12 protein-coding genes and 1 pseudogene are annotated in these 13843 nt (G+C 60.1%); all 13 read left to right on the top strand.

Going from position 1 to position 13843, the window contains the following annotated elements:
* The first annotated feature begins 3 nt into the window (after positions 1 to 3).
* Positions 4 to 1623: a hydantoinase B/oxoprolinase family protein gene (locus ACTJKE_RS24275; protein WP_440692655.1), complete on the top strand. Its 1620-nt coding sequence runs from the start codon at positions 4 to 6 to the stop codon at positions 1621 to 1623.
* Positions 1620 to 2825 carry a pyridoxal phosphate-dependent aminotransferase gene (locus tag ACTJKE_RS24280; protein WP_440692657.1) on the top strand — a complete coding sequence of 402 codons (1206 nt, stop codon included), beginning with the start codon at positions 1620 to 1622 and terminating at the stop codon, positions 2823 to 2825. Before ACTJKE_RS24275 ends, ACTJKE_RS24280 begins: the two co-directional genes overlap by 4 nt.
* A 12-nt stretch (positions 2826 to 2837) precedes the next feature.
* Positions 2838 to 3656, top strand: coding sequence for an NAD-dependent epimerase/dehydratase family protein (locus tag ACTJKE_RS24285; RefSeq protein ID WP_440692659.1), 819 nt, complete (start codon positions 2838 to 2840; stop codon positions 3654 to 3656).
* Entirely contained in the window at positions 3653 to 4858 is a 1206-nt protein-coding gene (locus tag ACTJKE_RS24290; protein ID WP_440692661.1) for an NAD(P)/FAD-dependent oxidoreductase, read from the top strand. Before ACTJKE_RS24285 ends, ACTJKE_RS24290 begins: the two co-directional genes overlap by 4 nt.
* Before the next feature lie 22 nt (positions 4859 to 4880).
* Positions 4881 to 5846, top strand: coding sequence for a LysR substrate-binding domain-containing protein (locus ACTJKE_RS24295; protein WP_440692663.1), 966 nt, complete (start codon positions 4881 to 4883; stop codon positions 5844 to 5846).
* A gap of 264 nt (positions 5847 to 6110) precedes the next feature.
* Positions 6111 to 7229, top strand: coding sequence for a branched-chain amino acid ABC transporter substrate-binding protein (locus ACTJKE_RS24300; RefSeq protein ID WP_440692665.1), 1119 nt, complete (start codon positions 6111 to 6113; stop codon positions 7227 to 7229).
* Between the two features lie 80 nt (positions 7230 to 7309).
* A complete protein-coding gene (locus ACTJKE_RS24305) occupies positions 7310 to 8227 on the top strand; it encodes an ABC transporter permease subunit (protein WP_440692667.1) in 918 nt (305 codons plus the stop codon).
* 11 nt (positions 8228 to 8238) lie between these two features.
* Positions 8239 to 9546, top strand: coding sequence for a high-affinity branched-chain amino acid ABC transporter permease LivM (livM, locus tag ACTJKE_RS24310; RefSeq protein ID WP_440692669.1), 1308 nt, complete (start codon positions 8239 to 8241; stop codon positions 9544 to 9546).
* A complete protein-coding gene (locus tag ACTJKE_RS24315; RefSeq protein ID WP_440692671.1) occupies positions 9543 to 10361 on the top strand; it encodes an ABC transporter ATP-binding protein in 819 nt (272 codons plus the stop codon). The genes livM and ACTJKE_RS24315 overlap by 4 nt, the downstream gene beginning before the upstream one ends.
* Positions 10358 to 11092 carry an ABC transporter ATP-binding protein gene (locus ACTJKE_RS24320; RefSeq protein WP_440692673.1) on the top strand — a complete coding sequence of 245 codons (735 nt, stop codon included), beginning with the start codon at positions 10358 to 10360 and terminating at the stop codon, positions 11090 to 11092. Before ACTJKE_RS24315 ends, ACTJKE_RS24320 begins: the two co-directional genes overlap by 4 nt.
* 12 nt (positions 11093 to 11104) lie before the next feature.
* Positions 11105 to 12535, top strand: a complete 1431-nt coding sequence (locus ACTJKE_RS24325) for an aldehyde dehydrogenase family protein (RefSeq protein ID WP_440692675.1) — start codon at positions 11105 to 11107, stop codon at positions 12533 to 12535.
* 12 nt (positions 12536 to 12547) lie between these two features.
* A complete protein-coding gene (locus tag ACTJKE_RS24330; RefSeq protein ID WP_057254773.1) occupies positions 12548 to 13297 on the top strand; it encodes an electron transfer flavoprotein subunit beta/FixA family protein in 750 nt (249 codons plus the stop codon).
* Between the two features lie 22 nt (positions 13298 to 13319).
* Positions 13320 to 13843, top strand: a pseudogene (locus ACTJKE_RS24335) (electron transfer flavoprotein subunit alpha/FixB family protein); the annotation flags it as partial.

Below are 13843 nucleotides of genomic sequence, written 5' to 3' on the forward strand. Positions count from 1 at the left end.
TCTATGAGCGATATCAATGAAATCCGCATGCAGGTAATGTGGAACCGCCTGATTTCGGTCGTCGAGGAACAGGCTCTTACGCTGCTGCGCACCGCTTTCTCGACGTCCGTGCGCGAGGCGGGCGATCTGTCGGCCGGCGTGTACAACGCCAAGGGCGAAATGCTCGCCCAGGCCGTGACTGGCACGCCCGGTCACGTCAACACCATGGCCGAAGCGGTTCTGCACTTCATCGCAGAAATTCCGCGCGACGAAATGTATCCGGGCGATACCTACGTCACCAACGACCCGTGGAAGGGTACCGGCCATCTGCACGACATCACTATGGTCTCCCCGTCCTTCAAGGGCGACGAACTGATCGGCTTCTTCGCCTGCACCGCCCATGTTGTCGACGTCGGCGGGCGCGGTTTCGGGGCGGACGGCAAGTCGGTCTATGAAGAAGGCATACAGATTCCGATCATGAAATTCGCCGAGCGCGGCGAGGTGAACAAGGATCTCTTGAAGATCCTTCGTCTCAACGTGCGCGAACCCAACCAGGTGATCGGCGACTTCTTCTCGCTTGCCGCCTGCAACGACGTCGGGCACCGGCGGTTGATCGAGATGCTGACCGAGGTCGGCTACGACAATCTCGACACGCTCGGCGACTTCATCCTGTCGCGCACGCACACCGCCACAATGGAACGCATCGCTGGCCTTCCAAAAGGATCGTGGTCCAATGAAGTCCTGACGGATGGCTACGACGAGCCGATCAAGCTTGCCGCGAATGTCGAAATTACCGAAACCGGAGTCAATGTCGATTTCGCCGGCACGGACGCCATGAGCCGTTGGGGCATCAATGTCCCGCTGATTTATACCAAGGCCTATGCGTGCTACGCACTGAAATGCGTGGTTGCCCCGGATATTCCAAACAACGCCGCCTCGCTTGCCGTCTTCAACGTGTCTTCGCCGACCAATATCCTCAATGCCGAACGTCCCGCTCCGGTCTCGGTACGTCACGTCATCGGCCACATGGTGCCGGACCTCGTGCTCGGAGCTCTCGCCAAGGCGTTGCCTGGCAAGATCCTCGCAGAAGGCGCCGCAGCTCTTTGGAACATCCACATTTCGGCGCGCCCGGTTTCGGGCAGTGCCGGGCGCCGCGCCGAAGTACTCATGTTCAACTCTGGCGGCATGGGCGCGCGTCCAACCCTCGACGGCCTGTCGTCGACAGCATTTCCCTCCGGCGTCCATACGATGCCAATCGAGGCTACGGAGCATACCGGTCCGATCGTCGTCTGGCGCAAGGAACTACGTCCCGACTCGGGCGGGGCGGGGAAGTATCGCGGCGGATTGGGCCAGATCATCGAGATCGCACCTGCCGAGGGCCATGAATTCGATTTTTCGGCCATGTTCGACCGCATCTCGACACCGCCGCGCGGACGTGACGGAGGCCAGGACGGGGCGCCTGGGTCCGCACGGCTCGACGACGGCACGAAGTTGCGGCCCAAGGGGTGGCAGCATGTGCCGTCCGGCCGCCGGCTGGTGCTGGAGCTGCCCGGTGGCGGCGGCTACGGAAATCCAGCCGAACGTTCGGCCGAGGCCAGAGCCGAAGACCTGTTCAAGGGCTATGTGACGGAGAAGAAGCAATGAGCCATATCGCAAGCCGACTTTCGGCAGTGAAACCCTCCGCCTCGATGGCCGTGTCGCAGGCAGCCAAGGATCTGGCAGCGACCGGGATCGATGTCATCGATCTCGGCCTCGGCGAACCGGATTTCCCTGCTCCCGCCCACATCACCGAAGCGGCTTTCGAGGCCGCGCGCAAGGAGCGCATGCTCTACACCGCATCCCTTGGCACCCCAGATTTGCGCAAGGCAATTGCGGGCAAGCTGAAGCGCGAGAACGGCCTTGACTACGCGATCGATGAGATTGCCGTCGCCAACGGCGCAAAGCAGATTATCTTCAATGCGCTGATGGCGACGATCGAGGAAGGAGACGAGGCAATCTTGCCAGCTCCATACTTCGTCTCTTACCCGGAAATGGTGAAGCTCTTCGGCGGCGTCCCGGTGACGCCGGCTTGTCCGGCCGAAAACGGCTTTCGGCTGACGCCGGAAGTGCTGGAAGCGTCGATAACCGACAAGACGCGCTGGCTTTTCCTCAACATGCCCGGCAACCCGTCCGGAGCGGTCTATTCCGAGGCGCAGCTCAAGGCTCTCGGTGCGGTGCTTGCCAAGCATCCAAGGATCATGGTGCTCTCGGACGAAATCTACGAGCACATCATCTTCGATGGGCGCACCTTCGTTTCCTTCGGCGCAGCCTGCCCGGAGTTGCGTGACCGCACGCTGATCGTAAACGGCATGTCCAAGGCCTATGCCATGACCGGCTGGCGTGTTGGCTATGCCGCGGGCCCGAGAAATCTCATTAAGGCCATGGCGACGATCCAGAGCCAGTCCTGCACGTCTGTGTCCGCTCCGGCGCAGATTGCAGCCACAGCTGCGCTCGAAGGCTCGCAGGATGATGTGGCGGAGTTTTGCACCGCATTCGAGCGTCGCCGCAATCTCGTCGTGGAGGGCATCGCCAAGATCAGTGCACTCAGTCTGGATCCGCCTGAAGGGGCTTTCTACGCCTATATCGGCTGCGCCGCGCTGATCGGCGCAACGACGCCATCAGGTCAGACGTTGGTCGATGACGTTGCCGTCGCAAAGTACCTTCTCGAAGAGGGGCATGTCGCGGCCGTTCCGGGCAGTGCTTATGGCCTTTCGCCCTTCTTCCGCATTTCCACCGCGACCTCCGAGGAGGTCCTTGCCGAGGCGGTCAAACGTATCGGCGCTGCTGTCGGCAAACTCGAAATCTGATTGGAAGGACAAATGCCCAAGCTCTACAAGACCATTCTGATCACGGGCGCAGCCGGTCGCCTCGGCACGGAATTGCGTCGTGGCCTGGCGCCGTTGGGCGACAAGCTGCGGCTGGCCGACATCACGGAGGTCAAGGATCTGAAGCCGAACGAGGAGGCGATGGTCTTTGATCTCGCCGACGAAGCAGCCGTGAGCAAGGCGACCGAAGGCGTCGACGCCATCGTTCACTTTGGCGGCGTGCCGCTCGAGCGGTCCTGGCAGGATATCCTCGATTCCAATATTCGAGGAAGCTACAACATCTACGAAGGTGCAAGGAAGCATGGGGTAAAGCGCGTAGTCTATGCGTCCTCTGTGCATGCGATCGGCTACCACACGCTCGAGGCCCACATCGACACGGATGCGCCGGTTCGGCCCGACAGCCTTTACGGCGTCTCGAAGTGCTTCGTGGAGGCGCTCAGCCGGTTCTATTGGGACAAGTTCGGGCTTGAAAGCGTGTGCCTGCGCATCTTCTCGTCGTTTCCCGAGCCGGCCGACCGACGCATGCTGTGGTCCTGGCTGTCGTTCGACGATTGCATCGGTCTCGTAGTCGCAAGCCTCACGGCGCCGCGCGTGGGTCACACGATCAGTTTTGGCATCTCGGACAATGCCGTCAAGCCAGTCGACAATTCGAAGGCTGGCCATATCGGCTATGTTCCAAGGGACAACTCCGAGCCCTACCGCGACAAGGTTGAGGCGCAAAAGGAGCCCCTCGATCCGATGGCGCCATCAACCATTCACCTTGGAGGATGGTTCGTCGACATCGGCCATCCCGACGATGAGGCATCCAAATGAAAGACCAGTATGACGTCGTCATCGTCGGCGGTGCCGTGATCGGTTCCGCCGTCGCGTACTATCTCTCGGCCAATCCGGATTTCAACGGAACGATCCTCGTTGTCGAGAAGGATCCGACTTATCTGAAGGCGGCAACGTCCCTATCGTCCTCCTCGATCCGCACGCAGTTTTCGAACCCGATCAATGTGAGGATCAGCCAATACGGATCCGAGGTCATCCGCAATTTCGCAGATATGATGCAGGTCGGTGACGACAAGCCTGATCTAGCCTTTCATTCAGGTGGCTACTTGTTTCTGGCGAGCACTCCGGAGCAGGTGCAGATCCTCAGGGAAAACCATGAGGCTCAGGTTTCCTGCGGGGCAGATGTCGTGCTTTGGAACCGCGAAGAGTTGGCCAACGCATTCCCGCACCTCAACGTTGCCGACATTAAGCTGGCCTCCTATGGTCGCTCAGGAGAGGGCTGGTTCAACAACACCGGGTTGATGTACGGCTTTAAGAACAAGGCCCGTTCGCTTGGCGTCGAGTATGTCACCGACGAAGTCGTAGCCGTTGGCCGCGAAGGAAACCTGGTGACGTCTGTGACCTTGAAGTCGGGCGCAAACATCAAGGCTGGAACGATCGTCAATGCATCCGGTCCACGGGCGGCTCTAACGGCTCGCATGGCGGGAATCGACATCCCCGTCGAGCCTCGCAAGCGTACGCTTTTTGTGTTCGATTGCGCGCAAACACCCGAGGGAACCGCCAACGTCAACCAGGGCCGTTTGCCGCTGATGATCGATCCGTCCGGTGTGTTCTGCCGGCCGGAAGGGCGCTTCTTCCTGACGGGGTGCCCGCCCATCGAGGATCCGGCAGCCGATTGGGATGACTTCGAACCCCGTTACGAGGAGTTCGAGGAGATTATCTGGCCGGCCTTGGCCGAGCGCTCGCCGGCGTTCGAGGCGATCAAGGTGGTCAACCAGTGGGCGGGGCATTACGATTTCAACACCCTGGATCACAACCTCATCGTTGGTCGTCATCCAGACGTGCGCAATTTCGTATTTGCCAACGGTTTTTCCGGCCATGGTCTCCAGCAGGGTCCAGCGACCGGACGAGGCGTATCCGAGTTGATCGCTTATGGTGAATATCGCACGCTGGATCTGACTGAAGTCGGCTATGAACGCGTGGTCGAGAACCGTCCATTCCTTGAAAAGGCAGTGATATAGTTGGGCTCGGCGGCGCCGATAGATGGCGCTTGAAACGTTGGTTTCTGCTGTCGGGAGGGCGAAATTGGTTGGACAACATACGCGGCTTCCGCCCCTAAACGCGCTTCGCGCGTTCTGGGCGGTCATGCGCCAGGGAAGTTTCCGCAGTGCCGCTGACGAACTGCTCGTCACGCCTCAGGCGGTCAGCCAGCAGATCAAGCTTCTTGAGGATATCCTCCACGTACCCCTCTTTGAGCGCAAGGCGAGGGTCATCGAGCCGACGGAACAGGCTATCGTCCTTTCTCATTTCATCGAAGCCGGTTTCAACGAGTTTACCGAGGGGATCCGGCGCGTCACGAATTCAACCTACCGCAACCGTATCAACATCAATGTCAGCCCCTACTTCGCCACTCGCTACCTGATGGGGCGGCTGGAGCGTTTTCGCGAGCTTATGCCTGGCGCGGATATTCGGATGACGACAATGGTCAACATCCGAGATTTCGCCGCCGACGAAGTCGACGTTTGCATTCAATGGGGTTTTGGCAACTGGAAGGATTACGACTGCCAGTTGTTAATCCGAGATCCAAAAGTCATCTGCTGCGCCCCCGAGCTTGCCTCCAGGCTTAAAGAGCCAAGAGACCTCACTGGGCTTACGCTCCTCCATCCCGTTATGGCGCGTAATCTTTGGGGCAAGGTTCTTCGGCACCTGGAACTTGAAGCACACGAGGTGGCAGGGGAGATCGAGTTTCAGGACGCTGCCACGATGCGCCGCGGAGCGGTCTCAGGGCTCGGAGTGGGGCTCGTGTCGAGAATGGACGCACTGGCGGACATCAATGCCGGCCGGCTGGTCGCGCCGCTTGGTGTCGACCGGCTCCAGGACATGAACGAGAAGGATATTCCCGGCTTCTATCTCGTCGTCCCGCGCGCCCACAAGCGGGTGAAGATCATCTCGACGTTCTGCGACTGGATTTGTTCGGAAGATTGGTCCTCCACGCACGAGTTCGACTGAAACACGCAAGTGGCAGCGGCCTAGAAAAGTAAAACTTGTCTATCGCCGTTGTTTCTTGGTTTGGGCCAGCGAGCACTTGATGCACGCTCCATATGGCCGGCAAGGGCATATCCGTAGCCCACAGCTGAACCTGACAATCGAATAAAACTGTCACCCTGATTGCCTGACCACCGGCATTCGGGCTGGCCAACAACAATCAACGGCGATCCAACGCGGTTGCTCGAACAAACAAGGCCAGACAGGGCCTAACCAGAGGGAATATCGATGAAATCTATTTCCAAGCTCCTCACCTCCGCGGCTTTCGTCTCCGCGGTTCTCGCTTTCAACGCTTCCGCTGCCGATACGATCAAGATCGGCGTGGCGGGACCGATGACAGGTGCCAACGCCACTTTCGGCGAGCAGGTGTGGAAAGGGGTCTCGGCCTATGTCGACAACGTCAACAGCGCAGGTGGCGTCGATGGCAAGCAGATCGAACTGGTAAAGGGCGATGACGCTTGCGAGCCAAAGCAGGCTGTTTCAGTTGCGAACCGTCTTGTCGACCAGGACAAGGTGCAGGCCGTTGTCGGGCACTTCTGCTCGTCCAGCACGATTCCCGCTTCCGAGATCTACAGCGATGCCGGCATCCTGACGGTGACGCCGTCCTCGACCAATCCGATTGTTACGGACCGCGGGTTCGACACCATGTTCCGCACATGCGGTCGCGATGACCAGCAGGCGGTCGTGGCCGGATCGTTCATCCTCGACACGTTGAAGTTCGACAAGATCGCGCTGATCCACGACAAGGATACGTACGGCCAGGGCCTGGTGGACGCGCTGAAGAATACGCTCGCCGAGCGTGGCGTGACGCCGGTCCTTTATGAAGGCCTGACACGCGGTGAACGCGACTTCAATGCACTGGTCACCAAGATCAAGAGCACGGGCGCTCAAGCAGTCTACTTCGGTGGCCTCATTCCCGAAGCTGGTCCCTTGATCCGCCAGATCCACGAGCAAGGCCTGAACGTCGTGTTCGTCAGCGGCGACGCTTTGGCCCAGGCTGAGATCGTTACCGCCTCGGGGGGCCCGCAGAACCTCAAGGGTGTCTATTATTCGTCCGCAGCCGATCCGAAGGAAGACCCTGCGGCGGCCGATGCCCTCAGCGACCTGAAGAGCAAGAACGTCGCTCCCGACAACTACACGCTCTTTGGGTATGCCAGCGCACAGGCCATTGTCGCTGCCCTACAGGGCACCAAGGAAGGGACTATCGAAGATCAGGTCAATTGGCTGCGCTCCAACAGCGTGAAGTCGGCGGTAGGCAACCTCGCTTGGAACGAAAAGGGTGATGTGAAGGACTTCAAGTTCGTCTTCTACTCGTTCGACGACAAGGGTAATCCGGTTCGCAACTAACCAGGTCGCGCCCCGCCAGGGGACCGGTTGGTGTGCGCTCCTCCGGTCCCCTCCACCAATCAAGAAAAGAGGGGTCTGCAATGGATATCTTTATCTTGGCGCAGCAATTGATAAACGGGATCACGCTCGGCACGATCTACGGTTTGATCGCAGTCGGATACACCATGGTCTACGGCGTGATCCGTATGATCAATTTCGCCCATGGCGACGTTTACATGGTTTCCGCGTACATCGCCGCGATCACCCTTGCTGTTCTCGCCTTCTTTGGCGTTCAGTCCGTTCCGTTCGCGTTGATTACCATCCTCGTGATCACGTGCCTCATCACCGCCGTCTATGGCTGGGCTATCGAAAGGGTAGCCTACCGGCCGCTGCGTGGCTCGACCAAGCTTGCTCCACTGATCTCTGCGATCGGCATTTCGTTGATGCTGCAAAGTTATGTCCAGATCTCTCAGGGCGCTCGTGACCAAGGTGTGCCAATACTCATTAGCGGTGCGTTCCGCTTCGGTGACGACGTTCACTTTGCGCAGATCACCTACATGCAGACGGTCATCCTTATCGCCTCGCTGATCGCCATGGGCATTCTAACCTATGTGATCAACTACACACGCATTGGTCGTGAATGCCGGGCGACGCAGCAAAATATCCGGATCTCCGCGGTCCTTGGCGTCAACACCGATCGGATCATCTCCGCCGTGTTCGTTATCGGCGCAGCGACGGCCGCCGTCGGTGGTACGCTCGTCACCTTCAACTACGGCTCGTTCAACTTTTTCATCGGCTTCGTCATGGGCATCAAGGCCTTTACTGCAGCCGTATTGGGGGGCATTGGGTCGCTGCCCGGCGCCGTCCTTGGCGGGGTATTGCTCGGTCTCACCGAAGCTCTGTTCGCGGGCTATGTCAGCACGGACTACAAGGACGTATTCGCCTTTGCGCTGCTCATTCTCCTCCTGTTCTTCCGCCCGTACGGCCTGCTCGGTCGCCCGGAAATCCAGAAAGTATGAGGAGAAGGAACATGGAAAAAAATCGCCTACCACAGCTCCTCAAGCAGGCGCTCCTTACATTCACCGTGTCGCTCATCCTGTTCGGCCCCATCTCCGGTCTTGTTCTGGAGGGCTTTTCGTTCCGCAATGAAATGACGCGGGCCGTCGTGCTTGCCGCCATCGTCACCATCGGGCGTGTCGCGATATCACTGATCGCAATGACCGCCATTGGCCAGCGGATCATTGGCCGGGTCGGCGGTAGCGGGGCAGGCGTGACAGTCATGACAGGGTCGGAGAAGTCCCCGGTACTGGTGCTCGCGCTACTGTTTGCCGCGGGACTTGCGTTGCCGCTCGTCGCCGACAAATACTTCCTCGGCATAGCGATCCTCGCGCTCATCTACTGCCTGCTCGGCCTTGGTCTCAACATTGTCGTTGGCCTCGCCGGCTTGCTGGACCTCGGCTTCGTTGCCTTCTATGCCGTCGGCGCCTATCTCCTTGCGCTTGGCGCACAATATCTCGGTCTCGGCTTCTGGAGCGCGCTGGTAATTGCCCCTCTGCTGGCGGGCTTCTGCGGCATGGTGCTCGCTTTCCCGGTTTTGAAAATGCACGGTGATTACCTTGCGATCGTCACACTGGGTTTCGGCGAGATCATTCGCCTGGTGCTCAACAACTGGTTGGAGTTCACCGGAGGACCCAACGGTGCCCCGGCCCCGGCCCCTACTTTCCTCGGCATTGAGTTTACCCGGACGGCCAAGCAGGGCGGCGTTCCGCTGCACGAATATCTCGGCATCCCCTACAGTGCCGATTACAAATTCTGGTTCATATACATCGTGCTCTTCCTGGTGGTGTGCTTGGTCATCTATGCGGTCGAACGCCTTCGCGTCATGCCACTTGGTCGCATGTGGGAGGCATTGCGCGAGGATGAAATCGCGTGCCGTTCGCTCGGCGTGAATCACGTGTTCACCAAGCTTACCGCTTTCATGCTTGGCGCTTCGACTGGCGGATTGGCCGGGGTCTTCTTTGCCGTCCATCAGGGCTTCGTAAACCCGACCTCATTCACTTTCTTTGAATCCGCCCTCATCCTCGCAATCGTTGTCCTCGGTGGACTGGGCTCGACCGTCGGTGTCATTGCCGCGGCACTCGTGCTCACCATTCTGCCGGAGCTGCTGCGCGACTTTGCCGAGTACCGCGTGCTGGTTTTCGGCGTGTTGATGGTCGTGATGATGATCTGGAAGCCACGCGGACTTGTGCGCATCAAACGCCCGGCCTTTTTCCCGAGCAAAGCCGAGGAAAGCAGCCAGCGGTTTACACTTGCAGCAAACGCGGAGGCGGGCCGATGAACGCACCCCTTCTCGACGTGCGCAACGTGACCATGCGCTTCGGCGGTATTGTCGCCAACCGCAATGTCAACTTCTCGGTAGAACGCGGCAAGGTGACGGCGCTCATCGGCCCAAACGGCGCCGGCAAGACGACGATGTTCAACTGCATCACCGGTTTCTACCGCGCGAGTGAAGGCGAGATTGTCCTGAACGGGCGCGATGGCAGACAGGATATCGGTGTACTGACGACCAAACCGATTACCGGCGGGTCTCATCTCGTCACCCGAGCCGGCATTGCACGTACCTTTCAGAACATCCGCCTGTTCAAGGAAATGTCTGTGGTCGAGAACCTGCTCGTGGCCCAGCATCTGGTGACGGCAAACAATCTGCTGAGCGGCGTCTTCCGCACGCCGGCGTTCCGCCGGGCCGAACGTGAAGCTGTCGACCGTGCCTATTATTGGCTCGGCGAGATGAACCTTGCAGACGACGCCAACCGGCTGGCTGGCGAGCTACCCTATGGTCGCCAGCGGCGCCTCGAAATCGCGCGTGCCATGTGTACCGATCCGCAGCTCATCTGCCTCGACGAACCGGCGGCCGGTCTCAATCCCTCCGAAACGCGCGATCTGTCTGCGGTCATTCAACGGCTCTGCCAGGAACACGGTCAGACAGTCCTCGTCATCGAGCACGATATGGGCCTGGTCATGCGGATTTCGCAGCACATTGTCGTGCTCGATCACGGTGAAGTCATTTCCTATGGAGCGCCCGACGAAGTGGCGAACGATCCGGCAGTCGTCGCGGCCTATCTCGGCGTCAGCGAAGAGGAGGTCCACGCATGAAGCAGGTGTCCGAAAACAACGTTCCTCTCCTGGAGTTCGCAGAGGTGCACGCCTACTACGGCGCCGTTGAGGCGCTGAAGAGTGTGAACGTCCACATTTTCAAAGGAGAGATTGTGAGCCTTATCGGCGCAAACGGTGCTGGAAAGACGACGCTTCTTTCCGCGATCTTCGGCGCGCCGCGGCCTTCGACGGGAAAGATCTTGCACAAAGGCGAGGACATTTCCCGCGTTCCGACAAACCGGATCTCGCGGCGCGGCATAGCGCTCGTCCCGGAAGGGCGTCAGATCTACCAGGATATGAGCGTCGAGGAGAACATGATGATGGGCACGACGCCGATCGGCATGGATCATTTCGACGAAGACCGCGCGACGATGTTCGAGCTCTTCCCTCGCTTGAAGGAGCGCCGCAACCAGACTGCCGGCACCATGTCGGGAGGCGAGCAGCAGATGCTCGCCATCGCCCGTGCCATGATGGCCCGTCCCGAGCTGATCCTGTTCGATGAGCCGTCGCTCGGTCTCGCGCCGCTCGTCGTCAAGCGCGTGTTCGAAGTCTTGAGCGAGATCGCTGCTATGGGCAAGACGATCTTTCTCGTCGAGCAGAATGCCAATCACGCGCTGAAACTCTCACAGCGCGCCTATGTCATGGTGAATGGGCGGATCCATCTCTCCGGCGAAAGCGCCGCACTTCTCGATAACGAAGACGTCCGCAAAGCCTATCTCGGCCTGCACTGAACGGAAAAGACGATGCTGCATAAGAACTTGATCGCCGGCGAATGGGTGTCCGGCGACGCTTCGGCGAATATCAACCCCTCCAATACCAATGAAGTCATCGGCGAATATGCTCGCGCGAGCGCCAAGGATACGAAGCAGGCCATCGCCGCCGCCAAGGCCGTGCTGCCCTCCTGGTCGCGCTCACCGATCCTCGAGCGCCACGCGCTGCTGAAGAAGGCTGGCGACGAAATAACTGCCCGCAAGGAAGAACTCGGTCGCCTGCTCGCCCGCGAAGAGGGTAAAACCCTGCCTGAGGCGATCGGAGAGGTGACGCGTGCCGGGCAGATCTTCGATTTCTTCGCCGGTGAAGTCTTGCGTCTTTCCGGAGAAATCCTGCCTTCCGTACGGCCAAATATTGGTGTCGAGATCACCCGGGAGCCGGTGGGTGTCGTCGGCATCATTACGCCCTGGAACTTTCCCATCGCCATTCCGGCGTGGAAAATCGCCCCGGCGCTCGCCTATGGCAACACGATCGTGCTGAAGCCCGCCGATCTCGTCCCTGGCTCTGCCTGGGCGCTCGTCGACATCCTGCACCGTGCTGGCGCGCCTGCCGGTGTCGTCAACCTTGTGATGGGTCGCGGCAGCGTCGTCGGCCAGACGCTTCTCGACAGTCCGGATGTCAATGCCATCACTTTCACGGGCTCGGTCGGTACCGGCAAGCGCGTCGCGCTGGCGTCGGTCGAGCATAACCGCAAATTCCAGCTCGAGATGGGCGGGAAGAATCCCTTCGTCGTGTTGGACGATGCTGATCTTTCCGTCGCCGTCGAGGCTGCGGCCAATTCGTCCTTCTTCTCCACCGGGCAGCGTTGCACGGCCTCATCGCGTCTAATCGTGACGGAAGGGATCCACGACCGCTTCGTCAGTGCACTTTCAGAGCGGCTCAAGGGTCTCGTCGTTGATGATGCCCTCAAGGCAGGCACCCATATCGGTCCGGTCGTGGACGCAAGCCAACTGAAGCAGGACGCCGACTACATCGACATCGGTCGCGGGGAGGGGGCGAAGCTCGCTTTCGGAGGCACGAGGCTGGAGCGGGAGACGCCCGGGTTCTACTTACAGCCCGCCCTCTTTACCGAGGCGACGAACCACATGCGGATTGCGCGCGAGGAGATCTTTGGACCGGTCGCGGCCGTCATCCGCGTGAAGGACTACGACGAGGCGCTTGCCGTCGCCAATGACACCAACTTCGGTCTGTCGTCAGGCATAGCGACGACGAGCCTCAAACATGCCACCCATTTCAAGCGGAATTCGGAGGCCGGGATGGTGATGGTGAACCTGCCGACCGCTGGCGTCGACTTCCACGTACCCTTCGGTGGTCGCAAGGGTTCGTCCTATGGCCCGCGTGAACAAGGTCGCTACGCCGCAGAATTCTACACCACCGTCAAGACGGCCTATACGCTCGCCTGAGGAGATAGAGTCATGAAGATCCTGGTCACCGTCAAACGTGTCGTTGACTACAACGTCAAGATCCGCGTGAAGGCAGACGGTTCGGGCGTCGAGCTTGCCAACGTGAAGATGTCGATGAACCCCTTCGACGAAATCTCGGTCGAAGAAGCGCTGCGGCTGAAGGAAGCCGGCAAGGCGGAGGAAGTCGTCGTCGTTTCCGTTGGTCCGGCCAAGGCCGAAGAGACGCTACGCACGGCCCTTGCCATGGGCGCCGACCGCGCCATCCTGGTTGAGACCGAAGACCAGGTCGAGCCGCTCACTGTGGCCAAGATCGTCAAGGGCGTCGCCGAAGCCGAACAGCCGGGCCTGATCATCGTCGGCAAGCAGGCGATCGACGACGATTCGAACCAGACCGGCCAGATGCTGTCGGCTCTGCTCGGCTGGGCCCAGGGCACCTTTGCCTCCAAGGTCGAGATCGGCGATGGCAAGGCAACCGTGACCCGCGAAGTCGACGGCGGTCTGCAGACCATCGACATCAAGCTGCCGGCAGTTGTCACCACCGACCTGCGCCTCAACGAACCGCGCTACGCCTCGCTGCCCAACATCATGAAGGCGAAGAAGAAGCCGCTCGACAAGAAGACCCCTGCGGACTTCGGCGTCGACACCGCTGCCCGCCTCAAGGTGCTGAAGACCGAGGAGCCGTCGGGCCGCAAGGCCGGCATCAAGGTCAAGTCGGTCGCCGAGCTCGTCGAAAAGCTCAAGACCGAAGCCGGCGTGCTCTGATTTAAGGAAGGGAGATATCATCATGGCCATTCTTCTTCTGGCTGACCACGACAGCAACCACCTTTCCGACCAGACCGCCAAGGCGCTGACCGCCGCCTCCAAGATCGCCAGTGGGACTGGAGCCGATGTGCATGTGCTGGTCGCCGGTAGCGGCGCCAAGGTGGCAGCCGAACAGGCGTCCAAGCTCGCAGGCGTTGCCAAGGTGCTCGTCGCCGACGACGCCTCGCTTGCCAACAACCTCGCAGAGCCGCTGGCAGCCCTCATCGTATCGCTCGCCGGCAACTACGACACGATCGTCGCAGCGGCGACCTCTGTCGGCAAGAACGTCATGCCGCGCGTCGCAGCGCTGCTCGACGTCGCCCAGGTCTCGGAAATCATCGAGGTCGTCTCTTCCGACACCTTCAAGCGCCCGATCTATGCCGGCAACGCCATCCAGACGGTACAGACGACGGAAGCCAAGCGCGTCATCACCGTGCGCACCGCCTCCTTCGCCTCTGCCGCTGAAGGCGGTTCGGCTGCGATCGAAAGTGTCGCGGCTGCCGCCAA

The sequence above is a fragment of the Ensifer sp. 22521 genome, assembly GCF_052044795.1.
Classification (GTDB): Bacteria; Pseudomonadota; Alphaproteobacteria; order Rhizobiales; family Rhizobiaceae; genus Ensifer.